This is a genomic window from Ancylobacter novellus DSM 506, assembly GCF_000092925.1.
In the GTDB taxonomy this organism is placed as follows: Bacteria; Pseudomonadota; Alphaproteobacteria; order Rhizobiales; family Xanthobacteraceae; genus Ancylobacter; species Ancylobacter novellus.
The window spans coordinates 2,276,942-2,293,356 of the sequence record NC_014217.1 but is presented as its reverse complement, the minus strand read 5'-3'; the positions used below and the strand labels follow the sequence as shown (position 1 = coordinate 2,293,356).

The window sequence follows — 16,415 nt, the reverse complement described above, 5'->3', positions numbered from 1 at the left end:
CGGTGCGATGATGGGGCTGGGGCGGCGCCGGTGGCGTTGTTCATCGAATTCGGGGCGGGCAATGCCTAAGGACACTGCGGGTGATCGGTTCATGGGCTATGTGGAGCTGGCGGCCATGGACCGTCCGTTCCTCTCCAAGGCCGAGGAGCGCCGGCTGCTCGAGCAGGGCATCTCCCAGTTCGGGCTCGATCCACAGGATGCGCGCGGCATCGTGCTTTACGTCGCGCAGCAGCAGAAGATGTATCTCGAGCGCGAGGTCGACAGCCGTATCCTGCCGATCCTTTCGCGCTATGGCGGCAAGCGCAAGAAAATCGGCAAGAAGAAATTCCGCGAGGCTACGGAGCTCTACAACGAGCTGTCCGGCGGCGTGCTGACCGAGGAGGAGGCGCGCGGCTTCGTCAAGCAGGTCATGGAGCAGAACAAGTTCCGGCCGAAGCGGACGATGGTGATGTCACGCGGATGGTATGATAAGATTGGCAAAGAAAAGAAGCCGGCTCCTTTCTTCGCGCTTCCGTTCCGGAGCGTGTAGCCCGGCGGGCGGCCGCGTTCGGGCGCCCGGGTGCGGAGTTCCGGACTTTAGAGACGTGCCTCACGCCGCGTGCGGGATCGCGGCATAGCCAGGGGATAGAAGTCCATGCGCAGTCTGATCCTTGCCTTGACCCTCCTTACCTTCGGCGCGGCGAGCATATTGCCGGCCGCCGCCCAGAACCAGGCGCCGGCGACGGTCACGCCGCCGGGCACCGAAGTGGTGCCGTCCACCTCGCTCTCCGATTCCGTGCCGAAGCCGGAAGACCCGGACGCGACCGATCCCTACCAGATCGTCGCCATCACCGTCGGCGCGGTCGGCGGCATCATGGTCGCCAACATGCTGACCGCCGGCCTGGCGACGCCGGCCATCGCGGCGGCTGGCGGCGGCGGCACGATGGCGGCCGGTGCGGGCTCTGCGATGATGGCCAGCCAGATCGCGGTGTCCGCCGTGGGCGCGGTGGTCGGCGGCTATGTCGGCTACTGGGTGTACGGGAACTGAGCCGCACCGATCGGGCTGCGACATGGATGCCGGCCGTCCCGCTTCGGGGTGGCCGGCTTTTCTTTTCTGCGTGCTTTGCCGCTGATCGCCGGATGGTAGCCAGCTACTGGGCCGGCGCGACGGCGGCTGCCGCGGAGGCCGGGCGGTTGGCGGTGCGCCAGTCGCCCAGCAGCGCATCGCCGAGGCGGGAGAGGGCATCGCGCACCTCGACTGCATGGCCCTCGGACGGCGAGGTCACCAGAACCGCGCTCTGCCACACCACCACATAGCCGCTGCGAATCCAGCCGACATCCTTGTCGAAGAACGACGCCTTCTTGTAGGCGCCGAGCATCAGCGTGGAATTGCACAGGTTCCGGTCGCCGTCGCGCGTCGAGAGCACGGTGACGACGCCGAGCGCCCCGTCGGACGCCGCCGGCTTGAGCCCCTCGGCTTCGAACTGCTTCTGCAATTCGCGCACGAGGCTGGCCGATTCGATGCCGCAATCGAGCGATTCGACCGTCATCGGGCTGGCGGCGACACGCAGCGTGCTCATGCCGCGGAAATCCATGTCGCTCGCGATGTTCTGCGCCGCCGCGGGCGCCGCACCGGCAAGGCCCAGGCACAGGACGCCGCCGGCCAGCCGGGCCGCCACGCGCTTCGAATAGAGCCGTCTCATTGAATGTCCGCCCGACAAAAGAAGACCCGACAATATTCACCGCCGGCTCCATATCAAGCCCTATCGGCGCTCCCGGCCGCTATCACGCTCCCCGCAGTGCATTATGCCGCCGGATGTGCTTTTCGCGCCCGCCGCATGTGTCGCACGGATGACGCAGAGCTCCGCGCAAAAACCTTGCGTCATCAAGGCCGGCAGGCCCGCGATTTCCTTCGCGTCGCGGTATGAACGTGCTACAGTCGCCCCACTTGGAAAAGGCGGCGCCTTGCGGGCGCCAGACGTTGCGCGCCTTTGGGACGATCATGCTCTATTACTTTGTGACCAGTATGGTTTTCGCGGCGGCGCTCGCCGCGACAACAGTCGTTAGCGAGGTCAGTGCGGAATATATCGCCAACTACATGGCGAATACCGAGGGCCAGGATTACGGCATCAACCCGCCGGCCAAGGATTCCGGCGCCAAGCCCGGCGGCGCGCCGGAGACGCGCGCGGCGACCGTGCTGCCGCAGGCCGCCAACCGGCCGGCGGCGACGTCGAGCCCGATCCTGCCGGTCCTCATGAGCCGCACCGAGGGCTCGTCGCGCTTTGCCGATGAGCGTGCGGCCGGCGGCAGCTATCGGGTAGCCTCGCTTTCCGACAGCGTGCCGGCGGCGTCGCCGCAGGCGGCGGCTGCCGGCGCCGTCGCGGCCGTCGACCCAGGCCAGGCCGTCAAGGACGAGAAGGTGGCGCAGGCCGAGCAGGCCCCGCCGGTGATCGCGCCGCAGCAGCAGCCGCGCGCGGCGCTCGACCTTCTGCGCGACACGCCGCACCGCCGCCCGGACGGCACGGCCTTCCTGCCCATGTCGACGCAGCGCGTGTTCTCGCTGCGCTGGCAGACCGGCCGCGCCGGCGACGTCGCCATGGCCTACGAGATTCCCGGCCACGTCATCACCGACCCCTCGGCCGGCACGACCGTGAACGCCCCGCTTCCGGGCATCATCGAGGCTAATGCGGGATCCTTCCCCTATCTCGGCATGCGGGTGAAGCGCGGCGATCTCCTCGCCTATCTGCAACCCACCGTCGCCGTGTCGGAGCGGGCGCAGATCGAGGCGCGCATCCAGCAGCTCTCCAACCAGATCTCGCTCGCCGAGAAGCAGATGGAGCGGCTCGGCGACGTGCTGTTCGTGCGCTACCGCACCAACAAGATCGAAGCGATGAAGGTGCAGATCGACGGCTATCGCCGCGAGCTGGTGTCTTTGCAGAATGCGCTCGGCCGCCGCGAGGCGCTGCGCGCCACGGGGGACGGCGTGATCTCCAATGTCGCCGCCGTGGTCGGCGGCACGGTGTCCCAGGGCCAGGTCGTGTTCGAGATCGTCGACGCGGATACGCTCTGGGTCGAGGCGGCGGCCTATGATCCCGCCATCGTCCAGAACATCCGCTCCGCCACCGCGACCTCGCGGACCGGGCGTTCCCTGAAGCTCGACTTCATCGGCGGCGGCATGACGCTGAGCAACCAGGCGGTGCCGCTGCGCTTCCGCGTGGTCGGCGCGCATGAGGGCGTCACCGTCGGCACGCCGGTCACCGTGATCGTGCAGCAGAACCGCACCATCTCCGGCATTCAGGTTCCCTCGTCCAGCGTGATCCGCGACGCCGACGGGCGTTCGATCGTCTGGGAGCGGACCGGCGCGGAGACCTTCATGCCGCGCCAGGTCCGCGCCACGCGCATCGCCGGCAACCAGATGGTCGTCGAGTCCGGGCTTTCGGACGGCGCGCGCGTCGTCACCGAGGGCGCCAGTCTGCTCAACCAGATTCGATAGGGGGGAAGGGTGGCGAGATCGGCTGGGTTCCTGACCGTCACCGCGCTCGCGGCGACGCTCGTCGCCACCTCGGTGGCCGCCCCCTCGGTCTCGCGCGCCGATCCGATCGGCCAGATGGCCGCGCTGTCGCCGGCCGTCTCCTTCGGCCAGCCAGCCCGCCTGCCGACAGCGGACGAGCACGCGGCCCGCTCCAGGCCGGCCGAGGATGGTCCCCTCGGCTTCGAGGTGCCGGTGCAGCAGGTTCTTTATGGAACCGCGCTGCTGGGCAGCGCATTCACGCTCGGCTTTGCCGCGACGGGTTCCCTGTCCACGGGGATCGCCGCCGCCGGGGCCGTGGTTCTCGCCTATGCCGTGCTGCCGTGACGCGGTGGCCCGTTTTCTTCGCAGCCGCGCAACCCTGCCGGCGAACCTGAATAGAGGAGCTAGATGATGCGGGTATCCAAGACTTCTCTGCCTTTGGCGCTGGCAGGGGCGATTCTGGTGGCGGCAGCGGTGCCGGCATCGGCGCAGGTGGCGACCTCGGCGGTCTGGGATCCGCTGGAGCAGCTCAACCGCGGCATCTACACCTTCAACACCGCTTTCGTCGGGGTGGTGGCGGCCCCGGTCATCAATGCCTACCGCAACAATGTGCCCGCCAGCGTGCAGATCGGCGTCGACAACGTGTTCACCAATCTGCGTGAGCCGCTGACCGCCATCTCCAGCGCCGTGCAGGGCGACCTCAGCAATACCGGCACCTCGATCGGCCGCTTCGCCATCAACAGCGTCGCCGGCATCGGCGGCATCTTCGACGTCGCCACCCGCATGGGCTGGGTGTCGCGCGCCGATGACCTCGGCAATGCCATGTGCAGCTACGGCGTGCCGGCAGGTCCCTATCTGGTGCTGCCCTTCGTCGGTCCGAGCAACACCCGCGAGATCGCCGGCACCCTCGTGACCTACGGCCTCACCTATTCGGTCTGGGATGACGGCACCGTCGCCTATGTGGTCGCCGACCGCGTCGCCGCCGCTGCTGCGGACATGCCGTTGCCGCCGGCCGAGACTTCGGTGGTGGTGACGCCGCCGGCGGGTGGGGCGACGCCCGCTCCCGCGGCTCCCGCCGCCACGGCGCCGAGCTATGAAGACATGCGGGCCAATTATATGGGCTTCCGCGAGCAGCTCTGCGCCGGCTCGATCCCGGCTGCCAATCTCAAGCCCAGCCCGCTCGGCGGCGTCATCCGCATCAACTGACCGCCGCGGCAGGTCCGGCGCCCGGCGCCGGACCGTCCTGTCCGACATGGTCTGCGCGGCGCTAGAGCCCTTATCGTTCGGATGGTTCCATCCGAACGATAGGAAAGTGCTCTAACTTCAATAAGCAGGAGCATTTCCTCTTAGATCAGGTGATCCCATCTGATCGGTAAATGCTCCTGCGCCGGGCTTTCCGCTTCAACCCGTGCTTCGGCCTGTGCTTCGATCTTCCCGGCGCGCGGCATCGGGTCGTCACCATGTGTCCACATCCTGACAGGATTGTCCGATGAGCGCCTCCACCGAGGATCATCCGCCGCACGATCACGCCCCGCACGACCACGCGCCGGGCGCGCACGGCTCAGGGCGCGGCGGCGATGGCCACGACCATGGCATGGCCGTCACCGACGACAGCCAGCGCCGCGTCTTCTGGGTGATGATCTTCACCGCCACCTACATGGTGGCGCAGGCCACCGGCGGCTGGCTCTCCGGCTCGCTGGCGCTGATCGCCGATGCCGGACACATGCTCTCCGACACGGTGGCGCTGTTCCTGTCCTGGATGGCGTTCAAGCTGAGCCGGCGGCCGAGCGACGAGCGCCGCACCTTCGGCTATCACCGCTTCCAGATCCTGGCGGCGCTGCTGAACGGTGCGACGCTGTTCCTCATCGCCATCTGGGTCTGCTACGAGGCGATCGAGCGTTTTGCCGAGCCGGTCGAGGTGCTGGGCGGGCCGATGCTGGTCGTCGCCTTCATCGGCCTATTGGTGAATGTCGGCGGCTTCCTCGTGCTGCGCGCAGGCGAGAGCCGCAACGTCAATATGCGCAGTGCCATCGTGCATGTGCTGGGCGACCTGCTCGGCTCGGTGGCGGCGATCGCGGCGGCGCTGATCATCCTTGCCACCGGCTGGATGCCGATCGACCCCATCCTGTCCGTCTTCGTCAGCCTGCTGATCCTGCGCAGCGCCTGGTCGATCATCGCCAGCGCCTTCAACATCCTCATGGAAGGCACGCCGGAAGGGCTCGACGGCGCAGTCGTGGCGCAGGAGATTGCCGCGATCGACGGCGTCGCCGGCGTGCATCACATCCACGTCTGGGGCCTCACCGGCGAGCGGCTGATGGCCTCGCTGCATCTCGAGCTGAAGGAGGGCGTGCGCGCCGGCCCGGTCAAGGCGGCGGTGCGCGCCCGGCTCGACGAGCGCTTCGGCATCGGCCATGTGACGATCGAGGTCGACGAGCCGGAAGACCATCCCGAAGGGACGCCGCCGCTCTTCGTCCAGGCGGGGCACTAGAGCCCTTTCCGTTCGGATGGAAACATCCGAACGATAAGAAAGTGCTCTGGATTCAATAAGCTGAAAGCCGATTACGGCGGCGTGCGCAGTATGTCGCGCTCGCCGGCGATGCGCTTCTGCAGGAACGACCAGCCGGTGCCGGTGCCGAGGATGAACGAGATCCAGAACAGCAGGAAATAGATGGTGACGTGGATGTCGTCGAACACGAAGAAGCCCAATCCGACGCCGCCGATCAGCGCCATGATCACCATGAGCGACAGCGCCGTGACGCCGAAATAGCCCAGACTCAGGAACGCCATGCGCGCCAGCGCCACCAGGCTGGTGAACAGGAAGACGCCGACGAAGAACTGGACAGTGGTGAAGCTCTCGCCCTGCGTCACCCAGTGATAATAGGAATAGCCGCTGGGATTGTAGGTGCCGAACACGACGGTCGCCGCCAGCAGGCCGCGCCGCGCGAACAGCCGGAAGAAATCGACCGGCGGGTTGATGTCGAGGCGTGCCATCTCACACCGGCGAGTTGAAGGTCACGTCGGTGGAGTCGACCTGGCCGGCGATCCGGTTGCGCAGATGCGACCAAGACAGGCCCGAGCCGTACAGGCCGCCGAGGATCACCAGCAGGATGAGGATGAACACCCGCGGGTCCTCGACATAAAGCAGCTCGTTCTCGATCAGCACCCAGGCGGCGGAGGCGAAGGTCGCCGTGAGCAGGCCGATGCCGATGAGGCCGAGCGAGCGCATGCTGGAAAGGATCGCCACGACATGCAGGGTGAGCAGCAGCACGCCGATGAGGATTTTGGCCGACACGTTGCCGGGATAATCCGTCACCCAGTGGTAATAGGACATGGCATAGGGGTTGTAGGTGCCGAGCACCAGCGCCAGTCCGGAGAACAGGCGCAGCACGAAATCGACGATGCCGAACTCATGCATGGCGTCAGGCGCCTCCCGCCGGGCCGAAACGGTCGACAGAATCGGCACGAACCCTCGGTGCTCGCTGGCATTTCCCTAAAGTTCGGCTATTCATTGAATCTCGCAATATCCACCCGCGCCCCAGTATAGGCGGTCGCGGGGCGGCGTCCACCACGGGGCAGACGTGCCGAGCAGCGTGCCAATCCGCGCGAGATCTCCGGGGCAGCTTCTGCGCTCCCTGCGCGCCTCGCTGCATGCGGCGACCTATGTCACGCTGGCGCTGCTGGTGTCGCTCGCCTTCGTGCTCGCGCTGGCGACGCTGCTCAACTACTCCAAGTTCCTCACCACCTATACCGAGCTCTCCGACCGCCGGGTGGCGCTGGTGACGGCGTGGACCCGCGACTCGATCGAGGTGCTGCTCAATCTCGGCCTCGAACTGAAGGGGCTGCAGGCGGCGCCGGGCGTGCTGGAGCAGGCCAAGGCGCGCTACCCCTATATCGAGAGCATCTCGCTGTTCGAGACGGCGAGCGGGCGCATACTCTATTCGACGCTGTCGGATCAGGTCGGCAAGGCGACGCCCCCCACCTGGCTCTCGGCGCAGGCCAATGCCACCCAGGCGACCTGGCACATTGACGGCGAGGATCCGGCCGTCGCCGGCATCCGGCTCGATTCCAGCTTCCTCAAGGGGCTCGGTGGCATCGCCATCGTCTATTCGACTGCCGACGCCCACGCCAAGATGGAGCTGATGCGCGAGCGGCTGACGCTGACCGCGCTCACCGTGTTCGGCGCCTTCGCCCTGCTCGCCATCATCCTCGCGCTGCTGGCGACGCGCGGCATGCGGCGCACGCTGCGGGGGCTGGCCGACGCGCTCGACCCGTCGAGCGACCGTGCGGTCGACGAGCGGCTGCCTGAGCCGCTGCGCGCCCCGATCATGGCCTTCCGCGAGGCGACGACGCAGGCGGAAGCCGCGCTCGCCGAGGCCGAGCGGGACCTCGCCGCCTCCGAACACGGCAAGGCGAAGGACGGCGAGGCGGCCGCGCCGGCCGGCATGGCGGCAGGAGGCGTGCCGTGAGCGAGGCGGTGGCGGCGGACGATGTCGCGCGGATCCGCACGCGCATCCTGCTGATCACACTCGCCCTCGTCATCGCGGCGGCGACGCTGCTCTCGCTGCGCACGCATCGGCTGTTCGAGGCGGTGCTGTCGCCCGAGATCACCCAGAAGGCCGATACCGTCGCCGAGCTCGCCACGCTCGATGTGGAGCGGGCGCTCGGCTACGGCATCCCGCTCGACAAGGTGGTCGGCGTGCCGGCCTATCTCGACCAGATCCTCGCCACCCATGCCGAGATCGCCGACGCGGCAGTGCTGGACCGCGAGGGCAGGCTGGTGTTCGCCGCCGGCACGGACGGGCCGGAAGACGTGCAGGCGCTGGCGCAGCGGCTCAAGCAGCCGGTGAGCATCTTCGCGCTCGGCAGCATCGACCGCGAGATCGTCTGGGACGATGCCGGGCAGATCGTGCTCAGCCGCGGGGAAGGGCCCGACGGCAACACCGGCGCGGTGGTGGCTATGGTGCTCGACGCGCGCTTCATCGACCGCCAGTTCGAGGAGCTGGCGCAGGACGTGTTCATCGTCCTTCTGGTGGCGCTGTTCCTCGCCTTCGAGATGGCCGTCGTGCTGCTCACCGGCCGCACCGTGCGCCCGCTCAACCAGCTCATCGACGCGGTGGAGGCGGGCGGCAAAGGCAATCTGCACCGGCGCATCGCCTATCGCGCCAATGACGGCATCGGCCGGGTGGTACGCCATTTCAATGCGCTGGTGCAGGGGCTCAACGAGCGCTACCGCCGCCTCGTCGAACGCAGCGAGGGCCGGCCGGCGCTGCGCGCCCGCGTCGCCGCCATCGGCGCGCGCTTCGGCCTCACCGACGGGCCGATCGACAGTTTCGGCATACGCGCCTCGATCACCGACGTGCGGCTGCCGCTCTTCGTCTTCGTGATGGCGGAGGAACTGCAGAAATCCTTCCTGCCGCTCTACATCGCCTCGCTCGAAGCCAATGTGTCGTGGCTGTCGCCGCAGCTGCTGATCAGCCTGCCGATCTCGATCTACATGGCGACGCTGGCGCTGGCGACGCCGGTCGCAGGCTCCTGGTCGGATCGCTACGGGCCACGCCGCATCTTCATCGCCGGGCTGCTCGTCGCCATTCTCGGCTTCATTGGCGCTGCCGCCGCGCGCAGCGTGTTGGAGCTGATCGCCGCCCGCGCGGCGGGCGCCATCGGCTACGGCATGTGCACCATCGCCGCCCAGGGCTTCATCGTGCAGGTGACGAGCCGGGGCGAGCGCACGCAGGGCATCTCGGTATTCGTCACCGTGCTGATGTCGGCCAGCATCTGCGGCACCGCCATCGGCGGTATCCTCGCCGACCGCGCGGGCTATCGCGTCGTCTTCGTCTGCGCCGCCGCGCTGGCGCTGGTCGCCGGGCTTCTGGCGCTGCGCCTGATGGGGCGCACGCAATCGGAGGAGGAGGCGCGCCGCTTCCGCATCAGTGACCTGCGCATCGCGCTGCGCAACCCGCGCTTCCTGGCGCTGGTGCTGTTCGCGGCGATCCCCAACAAGATCGTGCTGACCGGCTTCCTGTTCTATGCCGTGCCGCTCTACCTCGCCGGCCAGCATGTCTCCGAGGCCGAGACGGCGCGGGTGATGATCCTCTATTCGCTGGTCATCGTGATGCTCGGCCCATGGGTCAGCCGCTTCGCCGACCAGCGCGGCCACGGCCTGTCGCTGGTCTTCGTCGGCACGCTGCTGTCGGGGCTCGCCATGTTCATCCTGTGGCTGCGCTCCGACATATACGGCGTCGCCGCGGCGGTGCTGGCGGTGGCGGTGGCGCATGCCATCTCGATCTCGCCGCAGATCGCGCTGGTGCCGGAAATCTGCGCTGCCGAAATCGAGAAGGTCGGGCAGACCACGGTGCTCGGCGTGATGCGCATGCTGGAGCGCATCGGCAGCGTGGTCGGGCCGATGATGGTGGCGGCCTTCGCCTATCGCTTCGGCTACACGGGCGCCCTCATGCTGATCGGCGCGCTGATCGCGCTCACCGCTCCGGTCCTCCTCATCGCCCGGCCGCGCGCGGCAAAGATCGAGGCGCCGGCATGAGCGCGCGTCGCCTCGGTTCCCTTGCCGCCTGCCTCGCCCTGGCGCTGATGCTGCTGGCGGCGCTGGCGCCGGCTTCCTCGGCGGCCGAGCCGAAGAGCCGGCCGCCCTTCAAGGTGATGATGGTGCTGTGGCGCGGCTGCGAGGATGCCTGCCGCGGCTTCCAGGACTATCTCGCCGCCCGCCATGTGCCGGTGCAGTACTTCGTCCGCCACGCCGGCACGCTGAACCTGAAGTTCCCCGACCTCGTGGCCGAGGCGCGGGCGCTGAAAGTCGACCTCGTCGTCACCTGGGGCACCACGGCGACGCTCGGCATGGTCGGCGAATACGACAAGGTCGACCCGGCGCGTCATCTCACCGACATTCCGACATTGTTCATGATCGTCACCGATCCGGTGGCGGCGCGGGTGGTGGCCGATCTGGAGAAGCCCGGGCGCAACGTCACCGGCACGCTGGTGATCGTGCCGGAGGAGACGCAGATAAGGGCGATCCGCTCCTATCTGCCGGTCCGCCGCATCGGCATCGCCTACAATGAGGACGAGGTGAATGCGGTCGCCTCGGTCGAGAAGGTGCGGGCGCTGGGGCAGAAGATGGATTTCGAGGTGGTGGCGAAGCCGGTGCCGCGCGACGATGCGGGCAAGCCGGTCGCCTCCAGCCTGCCGGATGTCGTCGCCGCGCTCGCCGCCGAGAAGGTCGACCTCATCTATATCGGCTCCTCCTCCTTCATCCTGAACAATCGCGACGTCTTCACCCGCGCGGCGGTGGAGCATGGCGTCCCGGTGGCGGCGGCGGGCGAGGTGCCGGTGGTGGAATCCGACGCGCTGCTCGGGCTGGTCAGCCGCTACTACACGGTCGGCCAGCTTACCGGCACGCGGGCGGAGCAGATCCTCGTGGAGGGGCGCAAGCCGGAGGACATCCCGGTCGAGGCGCTTAGCCGCTTCTCGCTGATCGTCAATATGCAGGTGGCCCACAAGCTGGCGCTCTACCCGCCGCTGCTGCTGATGAACGCGATCGAGGTGATCAAGACGGACAAGACGGCCGGCGGGGCGAAGCCGTGAACATCCTCATCCTCAGCAAGCGCGACCTGACCGCGACGGTGTTCCTGAACGACCTCGTGGCGCGCCTGACGAAGCTGCCGGGTTGCCGGCTGCGCATCGTGCTGGCCGAGCGCACGCGCCCGGTCGAGCTCGCCGTGCCCGAGCTGAAGCGGATGAAGTATTTCGAGCGCGACCTGCCGTTCGGCACACTCTTCCCGCGCCTCGACGCGGCGCGGCAGGATGCGCGTCCGGGCGCGCTGATGACGCCGGCGCAACTGGCGGCGCGTCACGGCTTCACGCTGTCGGTGGCGCATGGGGTGGACGACCCGGCGCTCACGCAAGCCGTCACCGCGTTCGCGCCCGACCTCGTCGTCTCCGCGCGGTTCAGCTTCCTCATTCCGCCCGGACTGTTCGGCGTGCCGCGCCACGGCATCGTCAACGTGCATCCGGGCAGCCTGCCGGGCTATGCCGGGCTCTACCCGCATTTCTTCTCGATGCTGGCCGGCGAGGCCGAGCTCGGCTGCTCCGTGCATCTCGTCGACGCCGGCATCGACAGCGGACCGCTGGTCGCGGAGGGACGGGTGCCGCTGCTGCCCGGCCGCTCCGCCTTCGCGCACAATCTCGACAGCCATCTGCTGGGCAACCGGCTGATTAACGACCTGGTCGAAAACTTGCTCGGCGGGGGCAGCGTGGCGGCTGTTCCGCAAGGGAGTTCCAAGGTAAAGTCGAACAGTTATCCGACGCCGGCAGAATTCGAGCGCTTCCGCGCGGCCGGGCTGTCGTTGATCGCGGTGGAGGAATATCGGGAACTGCTTGGCCGCTTCGGTATTTTCGAAGAAGTGCCGGTCGTTGCCGATGGGGTGTAGGAAGACGGCGCCGGGCGCGGTGCCAGTTGGCGGGAACTGTAGGTCGGGGGCTTAAATGTTGGATTTCGGCGTCTTCACTTTGCCGGCCGTGGCGGCGGCGATGGTCTTCGTCGCCGCGCTGTTCGTCGGCGAAGATATCGTGATCGAGAAGGTCTATGTTCCGCAGGTCCGCGAATGGACCGGCTACACCTCGACCGTCGCCACCCGCATCCTGACCGACGAACTGCGCGAGCTCAGCGTCGCCGCCGCCTCCGAGCTGCAGGCGATCAACATCGACGAGGGCGGCGTCGAGAAGGGCATCAGCGCCTTCGAGGACTATTTCGAGGTCGGCCTGCTGATCAACGGCACGCGCAACGTGCTCGGGCTGATCAAGTACTACATCAACGGCGAGATCACCGAGGTCAACAACGAGACCCAGCTGATCATCCGCATCTACACCAAGAAGGAAGACGAGCCGGTCAAGCTGATCGTCGTGCGCGGCAAGTCCGACGACCTCGACGGCCTGCTGCATGAGGGCGGCGTCCAGATCCTCGAATACATCAATCCCTACGTCATCGCGCTCTATCACCGCCGCACCGAGCTGGCGGCGAAGCAGTTTGATTTCCCCAAGACCAACGAGACGATCAAGAAGTTCCTCGAGACCCAGCCGCCGGAGCAGCACTTCCTCGCCTATGGCCTGCTCGGGCGCATGAACATGCTCAAGGCCGAGCGCGACACCACGCTCACCCCCGAGCAACGTCAGAAGGAATATGACGAGGCGGTCGAGCTGCTCGACGCGGCGCTGCGCCAGCAGCCCGACTTCCTCTACCCGCTGATCAATCTCGGCATCATCTATGCCGGCCGGAAGGAATATGACCGCGCCGACGAATATTTCGCCCGCGCGGTGAAGCAGAATCCCAACTACCTCGTCAGCCGCACGGCCTGGGGCGACATGCTGATCGAGCGCGGCCTGCTCGACGACGCCGTCATCCAGTACGAGGCGGCGGTGCTGATCAGCCCGCACGACGACAAGCTGCAGGCCAAGCTCGCCGATCTCTATGAGCGCACCGGCCAGCCGGAGAAGGCGCAGGAGCAGATCGAGAAGGCGTTGAAGCTCAACCCGATATCGCAGGCTTATCTCGACAAGGAGAAGGCGCTCGAAGAGAAGAACCGCACGACGGCGACGGTGCAGTGAGGCGGTTCCGCGGGCTTCCTTTCCGCCCACCGGCGTTCTAAGGAGGACATGATCGGGCGCAGCGGCGGGCGTCGCGGACTGGGGCCTCGGTGGCATGCTTGAGACGCTGTTCGTTATCGGCTTCGTCCTGCTCCCGCTGGCCCTCGCCGTGGTGATGATTCTCTATCGGGCGCGCTTCGTCGTGCTCGGGCTGGCCGGGGTCGTCGCCTTCCTGGTGGTGATCTGGATGGTGCTGAAGGCGAGCGATATCGTCGAACGCTCCTTCGATCCGCGGGTCCCCGCGCAGTCGATGCCCGGCAATTGCGACACGCCGGGGCAGGGGGCCCCGGAGGATTGCCGGCTATGACGGCGGACGTCACCGCAGCGTCGACATCGGCCGGTAGGATTGTGCGGCAGGGACAGGCTGGCGTCTGGTACGCCGAAGTGAAGACGGCGAAGAGGTGATGGGAAGCGAACTCGCGCTCATGGCGATCGGACTGGCGGTCCAGGTGGCGGCGCTGGCGATCTTCCCCTTCGCGCTGCTCGCCGCTTCATGCCGCGCCATCAATTCGGTGCAGGACTGCCAGCTGCCGGCCACGCCCTATATCGAGCTGTCCTCGCTCGCCATCGGCATATTCGCCGGCGTGGTCGTGCTGACCTCCAACGTCCACTGGGCCCTGCTCGATCCGGGCGAGATCTTCCGCCAGGGCGGCCCGTGGGACATGACGTTCGGCCAGTTCCTCGCCGGCCCGGCCAACCCGCTCGCCTATGATCTTTCGGCGATCCTCGTCTGGCCGTTCTCCGGCAAGCTGCCGAGCCTCGCCGGCTTCGCCGTGCTGCTGCTGGGCGGGGCGGTCTTCTACGGGCCGGTGCTGCTCCATCGCTCGCGCCGCGCCTTCGCCCATGGCATCCGCAACGTGGTGATCGTCGTCTGGGGCGCCTATGCGACGGTCTACCTGTTCTTCTATGCCGGCTGGGTGGTCAACCGGCTGAACTTTTGGATCTTCCTTGTGTTGTTGCTCATTGTCGGCGCGCTGCGCCGGCGGTCCGAGCGCGTCGTGCTCAAGATCAATTGAGGCGGACCATCCGCCGTGACGAGGAGAAGGCCATGAACATCGCCAGACATCTCAAGGCGCTCAGCCTTGCCGGATCGGTGCTGATGGCGGCGGCGCCCGCCGCCCTCGCGCAGTCCGGCGGCCAGTCGACCGAGCCGCCGAGCTCCTTCGACAAGATCGAGAAGTCGCTTTCCGAGGCGGCGACCGAGGCTATCGACTACCTCAAGAGCTTCGTGCCCTATTCGATGCCCGAGGTGCAGGACAACGGCGACATCATCATCCGCCGCGACAAGCCGCCGGCGGCAACCGATGGCTCCACGCCCTCGACCCCCAGCACCGGCACGGCCACCGGCAGCGAGACGAAGATCTGACACCGGCAGCGAGACGAAGATCTGATCTTCCGAACCTATCGGCGCGGCCGTCGGCGTTCAGTCCGGCCGCCGCGCGACGAGGTCGATTTCCACCAGCGCGTCGCGGGCGAGCCCGGTGACGCCGATGCAGGTGCGCGCCGGCCTCCGGTCGGGCGGGAAATAGGACGCATAGGCGGCGTTCATCGCCGGATAGTCGCGCTTGAACTCGGTGAGATAGACCCGCGCCTGCACCGCATGCGACAGGTCGAGCCCGAGCCCGGCCAGCACCAGGGCGAGATTGTCCATCACCCGCCGGGTCTGCGCCTCGACGCCCTCGGGCAGGGCGCGGGAATCGTCGTCCGGCCAGGTGGGCATCTGCCCGGTGACGAAGACCCAGCCGTCGACCTCGACCGCGTGGCTGAACGGCGCGACCGGCGTCGGTGCGCCGGGAACCATGAGAAACTGCGGCGCCATTCCATCTCTCCCTGAACGAGTCCTGCCGGGAATGTCCCGGCTCGCCCGCGCCGCGTCAACCGCGGACCGGCGCGCTCACCACCGCAACAGATAGCGCCCGGCGAGGGCACCGAGCGCCACCGAGGCGACGATGCCGAGGCTGTACCAGGTGGCGAGGAAGGGCATGGCGGTCTCGCCGCAGTGGAAGGCGTAGATCCAGGCGCCCATGCCGCCCGCCAGCAGCCCGGCGCCGGCCCCGGCGACGGTGAGGCGCGTCGGCGCCAGGCCGCGCAGCGCCCAGAGCAGGCCGAGATAGATCGGCGTCGCCAGCGAGACGATGTAGAACGGGCAGAGCATGGCCGAGGAACCCATCAGCAGGTCCCCATACATTTCCGGCGGGCTGTTCATGAACTGGGCCGCCGCCAGCAGCAGCACCGCCACCACCGCGGCGACGGCGAGCCGCGCGGCGCGCTTCGCCCGGCCGCCCGGCCGTCCCAGCCGCTCCACCGCCAATATGCCGGCGATGCCGAGCAGCAGCGGGTAGATGAACTTGGCCCAATAGCTCGTGGTCCACACCGCGTCGGCGAGGTCGGGACGCAGGCCCAGCCAGAGCACCATGAGGACCGCCGAGGCAAGGCCGCCGACGCCCACGCCGATGGCGATGCGCCGCCACACCGTGCCGGGGGGCACGGGGCGCAGATCCGCCACCAGGGCGTCGATCAGTTCGGGCATCGCGGTCACGGGTGCTTGGCTCCTCCAAAACGGGCGGCGAGCGCCTTCAGTCCGCGGTGAACGCCGACCTTCACCGCCGCTTCCGACAGCCCGGTCTTCTCGGCGGTCTCGGCGATGCTGCGTCCTTCGATCTTCACCTCGCGGATCAGCGTGCGCGGCTGCGCCGGAAGGGTGTCCAGCATGGCGTCGAGATCGCGCCGCGCCATCGCCGCCTCGACCTCGTCCGAGGCGAAGACGGCTTCATCCTCCTCCAGCGGCACGGTCACGCGGATGCGGCGGTAGCGCGCGTGATCGATCAGCTTGTAGCGCGCAATGGCGTGGATCCAGACGGTGAAGGGCTGGTCGACGTCGTAGGTCGCGCGCTTGGCATGCACCGCCATGAGAGTGTCCTGCACCAGATCCTCGACATCCGCCGAATCCCGGCCGAGGCGCCGCGCGAAATATCTGTGCAGCAGGACGCCGAGCTCGCCGAGGAGCACGCGATAGGCACCGGCGTCGCCCGCCAGCGACTTCCGCATCAGGCCGCCCAACTGTTCTTCCACGAGGCTCATTCTTGGTCGATGAATCCTAATACGGCGGCGCGCGCCGAAAGGTTACATCGGCTTCGCCGGGCGAAGCGAGGAAGAACCTCGCCGGTCACGAGCGCGTGAGCGGCGTAACCGGCCCGCGCGCCGCTCCGTATTCCCCCTTGAGCCGGCACTGAGCCGCTCCGGGTGGCCGTGTGCCCTCGCTCCTCGCCGGCGG

The 16,415-nt window shown here is 67.8% G+C and carries 20 protein-coding genes; 14 read left to right on the top strand and 6 right to left on the bottom strand.

Annotated elements, in window-relative coordinates; genetic code table 11:
* The first annotated feature begins 7 nt into the window (after positions 1–7).
* Positions 8–529, top strand: coding sequence for a hypothetical protein (locus SNOV_RS10970; RefSeq protein WP_144295980.1), 522 nt, complete (start codon positions 8–10; stop codon positions 527–529).
* 105 nt (positions 530–634) lie between these two features.
* A complete protein-coding gene (locus tag SNOV_RS10965; RefSeq protein WP_013166996.1) occupies positions 635–1,027 on the top strand; it encodes a hypothetical protein in 393 nt (130 codons plus the stop codon).
* Positions 1,028–1,130: 103 nt separating this feature from the next.
* Here SNOV_RS10965 and SNOV_RS10960 read toward each other — a convergent pair whose 3' ends face one another.
* Positions 1,131–1,682 carry a hypothetical protein gene (locus SNOV_RS10960; protein WP_013166995.1) on the bottom strand — a complete coding sequence of 184 codons (552 nt, stop codon included), beginning with the start codon at positions 1,680–1,682 and terminating at the stop codon, positions 1,131–1,133.
* Positions 1,683–1,981: 299 nt separating this feature from the next.
* On the opposite strand from SNOV_RS10960, the gene SNOV_RS10955 reads away from it, so the two are divergent.
* The 4 genes from SNOV_RS10955 to SNOV_RS10940 all read left to right on the top strand — a co-directional run bounded on the left by SNOV_RS10955 (position 1,982) and on the right by SNOV_RS10940 (position 5,978).
* Positions 1,982–3,472, top strand: coding sequence for an efflux RND transporter periplasmic adaptor subunit (locus SNOV_RS10955; protein WP_013166994.1), 1,491 nt, complete (start codon positions 1,982–1,984; stop codon positions 3,470–3,472).
* Positions 3,473–3,481: 9 nt separating this feature from the next.
* Entirely contained in the window at positions 3,482–3,835 is a 354-nt protein-coding gene (locus SNOV_RS10950) for a hypothetical protein (RefSeq protein WP_013166993.1), read from the top strand.
* A 63-nt stretch (positions 3,836–3,898) separates the two neighbouring features.
* Complete coding sequence (locus SNOV_RS22625) at positions 3,899–4,696, top strand: MlaA family lipoprotein (protein WP_081440968.1); 798 nt, start codon at positions 3,899–3,901, stop codon at positions 4,694–4,696.
* 283 nt (positions 4,697–4,979) lie between these two features.
* The gene (locus SNOV_RS10940; RefSeq protein ID WP_013166991.1) at positions 4,980–5,978 is read left to right on the top strand and encodes a cation diffusion facilitator family transporter; all 999 of its coding nucleotides are present in this window, start codon (positions 4,980–4,982) and stop codon (positions 5,976–5,978) included.
* Positions 5,979–6,049: 71 nt separating this feature from the next.
* Here the strand turns inward: SNOV_RS10940 and SNOV_RS22620 are convergent, their stop codons facing one another.
* Positions 6,050–6,481, bottom strand: coding sequence for a DUF6524 family protein (locus tag SNOV_RS22620; protein WP_013166990.1), 432 nt, complete (start codon positions 6,479–6,481; stop codon positions 6,050–6,052).
* Between the two features lies 1 nt (position 6,482).
* Positions 6,483–6,905, bottom strand: a complete 423-nt coding sequence (locus tag SNOV_RS10930) for a DUF6524 family protein (RefSeq protein ID WP_013166989.1) — start codon at positions 6,903–6,905, stop codon at positions 6,483–6,485.
* A gap of 163 nt (positions 6,906–7,068) precedes the next feature.
* On the opposite strand from SNOV_RS10930, the gene SNOV_RS10925 reads away from it, so the two are divergent.
* The 8 genes from SNOV_RS10925 to SNOV_RS10890 all read left to right on the top strand — a co-directional run bounded on the left by SNOV_RS10925 (position 7,069) and on the right by SNOV_RS10890 (position 14,507).
* Positions 7,069–7,956, top strand: coding sequence for a hypothetical protein (locus SNOV_RS10925; RefSeq protein WP_144295979.1), 888 nt, complete (start codon positions 7,069–7,071; stop codon positions 7,954–7,956).
* Positions 7,953–10,028: an MFS transporter gene (locus SNOV_RS22615; protein ID WP_013166987.1), complete on the top strand. Its 2,076-nt coding sequence runs from the start codon at positions 7,953–7,955 to the stop codon at positions 10,026–10,028. The genes SNOV_RS10925 and SNOV_RS22615 overlap by 4 nt, the downstream gene beginning before the upstream one ends.
* Positions 10,025–11,083 carry an ABC transporter substrate-binding protein gene (locus SNOV_RS10915; RefSeq protein WP_013166986.1) on the top strand — a complete coding sequence of 353 codons (1,059 nt, stop codon included), beginning with the start codon at positions 10,025–10,027 and terminating at the stop codon, positions 11,081–11,083. Before SNOV_RS22615 ends, SNOV_RS10915 begins: the two co-directional genes overlap by 4 nt.
* Positions 11,080–11,928 (top strand): formyltransferase family protein, encoded by an 849-nt coding sequence (locus tag SNOV_RS22610; RefSeq protein ID WP_013166985.1) that lies wholly within the window; start codon positions 11,080–11,082, stop codon positions 11,926–11,928. The genes SNOV_RS10915 and SNOV_RS22610 overlap by 4 nt, the downstream gene beginning before the upstream one ends.
* 55 nt (positions 11,929–11,983) lie before the next feature.
* Positions 11,984–13,102, top strand: a complete 1,119-nt coding sequence (locus SNOV_RS10905; protein WP_013166984.1) for a tetratricopeptide repeat protein — start codon at positions 11,984–11,986, stop codon at positions 13,100–13,102.
* A 94-nt stretch (positions 13,103–13,196) separates the two neighbouring features.
* Positions 13,197–13,448 (top strand): hypothetical protein, encoded by a 252-nt coding sequence (locus SNOV_RS10900; protein WP_013166983.1) that lies wholly within the window; start codon positions 13,197–13,199, stop codon positions 13,446–13,448.
* 97 nt (positions 13,449–13,545) lie between these two features.
* Entirely contained in the window at positions 13,546–14,157 is a 612-nt protein-coding gene (locus SNOV_RS10895; RefSeq protein WP_013166982.1) for a hypothetical protein, read from the top strand.
* A 32-nt stretch (positions 14,158–14,189) separates the two neighbouring features.
* Positions 14,190–14,507: a hypothetical protein gene (locus SNOV_RS10890; protein ID WP_013166981.1), complete on the top strand. Its 318-nt coding sequence runs from the start codon at positions 14,190–14,192 to the stop codon at positions 14,505–14,507.
* Between the two features lie 57 nt (positions 14,508–14,564).
* Here the strand turns inward: SNOV_RS10890 and SNOV_RS10885 are convergent, their stop codons facing one another.
* The 3 genes from SNOV_RS10885 to SNOV_RS10875 all read right to left on the bottom strand — a co-directional run bounded on the left by SNOV_RS10885 (position 14,565) and on the right by SNOV_RS10875 (position 16,222).
* Positions 14,565–14,960 (bottom strand): RidA family protein, encoded by a 396-nt coding sequence (locus tag SNOV_RS10885; protein WP_013166980.1) that lies wholly within the window; start codon positions 14,958–14,960, stop codon positions 14,565–14,567.
* Between the two features lie 75 nt (positions 14,961–15,035).
* Positions 15,036–15,671 (bottom strand): NrsF family protein, encoded by a 636-nt coding sequence (locus tag SNOV_RS10880; RefSeq protein WP_041783214.1) that lies wholly within the window; start codon positions 15,669–15,671, stop codon positions 15,036–15,038.
* A gap of 5 nt (positions 15,672–15,676) precedes the next feature.
* Positions 15,677–16,222: a sigma-70 family RNA polymerase sigma factor gene (locus SNOV_RS10875; protein WP_013166978.1), complete on the bottom strand. Its 546-nt coding sequence runs from the start codon at positions 16,220–16,222 to the stop codon at positions 15,677–15,679.
* Between the last annotated feature and the right edge of the window lie 193 nt (positions 16,223–16,415).

Bases quoted from the DNA above. Each gene is read 5' to 3' on its own strand.
- SNOV_RS10970 (WP_144295980.1), top strand. From the start codon at position 8: ATGATGGGGCTGGGGCGGCGCCGGTGGCGTTGTTCATCGAATTCGGGG.
- SNOV_RS10965 (WP_013166996.1), top strand. From the start codon at position 635: ATGCGCAGTCTGATCCTTGCCTTGACCCTCCTTACCTTCGGCGCGGCG.
- SNOV_RS10960 (WP_013166995.1), bottom strand. From the start codon at position 1,682: ATGAGACGGCTCTATTCGAAGCGCGTGGCGGCCCGGCTGGCCGGCGGC.
- SNOV_RS10955 (WP_013166994.1), top strand. From the start codon at position 1,982: ATGCTCTATTACTTTGTGACCAGTATGGTTTTCGCGGCGGCGCTCGCC.
- SNOV_RS22625 (WP_081440968.1), top strand. From the start codon at position 3,899: ATGATGCGGGTATCCAAGACTTCTCTGCCTTTGGCGCTGGCAGGGGCG.
- SNOV_RS10940 (WP_013166991.1), top strand. From the start codon at position 4,980: ATGAGCGCCTCCACCGAGGATCATCCGCCGCACGATCACGCCCCGCAC.
- SNOV_RS22620 (WP_013166990.1), bottom strand. From the start codon at position 6,481: ATGGCACGCCTCGACATCAACCCGCCGGTCGATTTCTTCCGGCTGTTC.
- SNOV_RS10930 (WP_013166989.1), bottom strand. From the start codon at position 6,905: ATGCATGAGTTCGGCATCGTCGATTTCGTGCTGCGCCTGTTCTCCGGA.
- SNOV_RS10915 (WP_013166986.1), top strand. From the start codon at position 10,025: ATGAGCGCGCGTCGCCTCGGTTCCCTTGCCGCCTGCCTCGCCCTGGCG.
- SNOV_RS10905 (WP_013166984.1), top strand. From the start codon at position 11,984: ATGTTGGATTTCGGCGTCTTCACTTTGCCGGCCGTGGCGGCGGCGATG.
- SNOV_RS10900 (WP_013166983.1), top strand. From the start codon at position 13,197: ATGCTTGAGACGCTGTTCGTTATCGGCTTCGTCCTGCTCCCGCTGGCC.
- SNOV_RS10895 (WP_013166982.1), top strand. From the start codon at position 13,546: ATGGGAAGCGAACTCGCGCTCATGGCGATCGGACTGGCGGTCCAGGTG.
- SNOV_RS10890 (WP_013166981.1), top strand. From the start codon at position 14,190: ATGAACATCGCCAGACATCTCAAGGCGCTCAGCCTTGCCGGATCGGTG.
- SNOV_RS10885 (WP_013166980.1), bottom strand. From the start codon at position 14,960: ATGGCGCCGCAGTTTCTCATGGTTCCCGGCGCACCGACGCCGGTCGCG.
- SNOV_RS10880 (WP_041783214.1), bottom strand. From the start codon at position 15,671: ATGCCCGAACTGATCGACGCCCTGGTGGCGGATCTGCGCCCCGTGCCC.
- SNOV_RS10875 (WP_013166978.1), bottom strand. From the start codon at position 16,222: ATGAGCCTCGTGGAAGAACAGTTGGGCGGCCTGATGCGGAAGTCGCTG.